This is a genomic window from Synechococcus sp. R6-7 (genome assembly GCF_047461695.1).
Classification (GTDB): domain Bacteria; phylum Cyanobacteriota; class Cyanobacteriia; order Thermostichales; family Thermostichaceae; genus Thermostichus.
Window position 1 is genome coordinate 1 of sequence record NZ_JANSHS010000284.1, and the last position, 1,992, is coordinate 1,992.

General features: G+C 60.3%; 1 protein-coding gene. It reads left to right on the forward strand.

The window, feature by feature from the left end; translation table 11 throughout:
• Positions 1-126: 126 nt before the first annotated feature.
• The gene (locus NW815_RS08835; protein WP_414415915.1) at positions 127-1,929 is read left to right on the forward strand and encodes a glycosyltransferase family 39 protein; all 1,803 of its coding nucleotides are present in this window, start codon (positions 127-129) and stop codon (positions 1,927-1,929) included.
• Positions 1,930-1,992: the final 63 nt, after the last annotated feature.

Consider the following 1,992-nt stretch of genomic DNA (forward strand, 5'->3'; position numbering starts at 1 on the left):
GCGGGGCTCCTGCGATTTCTAGCTGAGTTCTGGTTTTGTCGAGCATCTTGCGCCTGGTAGGCTGAGAGGGATCGATTCGTTCCTGATTCCAGTCGTATCGGTTCTATGGCGGTTTGGGATAGGGTGATGACCTCCCGGCATCTGCCCCTGCTGGGATCCGGCTTGGGCTTGGGGGTAGCCCTGATCCTCTGGTACGGGGTGTTTGGCTACCACGTGCTGCAGATTGGCCTCTGGCTGCTGAGCATCCTGCTGGTGGGGTTGTATTGGGCGCAGTTTTCCCCGGCTCAACCCCCTTGGGATCCGACGCGGCTGCGCTGGCAACAGGAGCTGTTGCACCTGGGGCTGTTGGTGTTGGTCTTTGCCCCGATCTACCTCTACGACCTGCCCAACATCCCTTTTCAGATCAATACTGACGAGATTGTGATCACCTCCATGGCCCGTCGCGCCTCAGGGGTGCGCTATCCCGATATCTTTGGGCTGATGCCGGAGTATTTCTATTTCCCCCGCTTCATGTTCAGCCTCTTCGGCGGCCTGACGCGGCTGATGGGGGGAGTCACGCTGCTCAATGTGCGCACGGTACATGCCGCCTTCGGGGTCGTCACCATTCTGGTGGCCTACGGGTTTTTTCGGGCATTTTGGGGATCCCGGCTGGCTTTGGCGGGGGCGGCCCTCTTGGGATCCAACCACGCCTTGCTGGGCATCAGCCGCATGGCCATGCGGGAAAACCTGATTGTGCTGGTGGAGTGTGCGGCCCTGGCCTTGCTCCTCAAGGGCGTGCGGGAAAAAAATCCCCTGTTGCTCTATCTGGGGGGAGGAGCGGCGGCTTTCTCCCTCTACGGCTATTTGCCGGGGCGGGTGGTGATCCTGCTGGGGTTGCTGTTTGGAGTTCTGTACCTGCTCCTGGGCCGGGAGGATCTCCGAGGAGAAAACAAGCAAGCTAATCCCCTCTGGGTCCTGGCTAAGCTGACGGTGCCCGCGGCGCTGGGCTTTTTTCTGGTGGCTGGGCCCATTCTGGTGGCCACGGTCACAGCACCTGCGGTGAGCGCCGAGTACTCTCGCCAACAATTTCTCTTTTTCCCGGAAGGGCGGGCGTTACAACAGATGTGGGTGAATGCGGCTACGCCAGAGGAGGCGGTCTGGCGCAACATCTTCAACGGCCTGAGTATGTTCAACGACCCCGGCCAGCACGACCGCGGCTACATCTATCCCAACTACGGCCATGCTTTTGTGGATCCCTTGACGGGGGCTTTGATCTGGCTGGGGCTGGGATCCGGCCTCTACCGCCTTTTCAAGAAGCGCAGCCAACCCCACGACTGGCTGTGTATCGGCAGTTTCCTGTTTCTTTACTTGCTCTTTAGCTTGGCCATCACCAAAGCCCCCAACTACACCCGCCTGCTGGTGATCCTGCCCTTTGTAGCCTATCTAACCTTGGAAGGGATCCAAGTGCTGGCAGGTCTCCTGGAACGCTGGGGATCCCGGGCCGGGAGTTGGCTGCCGGCGGCGGCGATGGCGGGGGCAATCCTGCTGATTGGGGGGTGGAACCTGGCCATTTTTGGAGACTTTGTCCACAAAGGCTGGACGCAGGGCAACGATGTGGGGGCCACCGGGCGCTATGTGGCAGCTCGCCAAATGGATCCCGACTACCGCTTCTATCTGGCGGCTAGCACTGCCTACCCCTATTTCAGCTGGGGAGAGCCTATCTACTGGCAAAGTTGGATTCAATTTTTTGCTGGGCCGGAGCAGGAGGTGAAGGTTTTTTCCCCAGAGACGTTGCCCGGCCAAGACCTAGAACCGCCGTTTACCCTGTTCATGAACGAGTGGGTATGGGATCAGCAGGGGGCAGAGCTGCAACGGCGCTTTCCCAAGGGGCAGTTGCATCGGATCCCTGCCGAGCGGGGGCTATGGGCCTTTGAGGTGGCGGATCCCTAGAGCTCCCCCCCTGGTTTGGCCAACCCACTGTTCGCGGGACGGAGTCCTTTCGCGTCAGCGGGA

Bases quoted from the DNA above. Each gene is read 5' to 3' on its own strand.
- NW815_RS08835 (WP_414415915.1), top strand. From the start codon at position 127: ATGACCTCCCGGCATCTGCCCCTGCTGGGATCCGGCTTGGGCTTGGGG.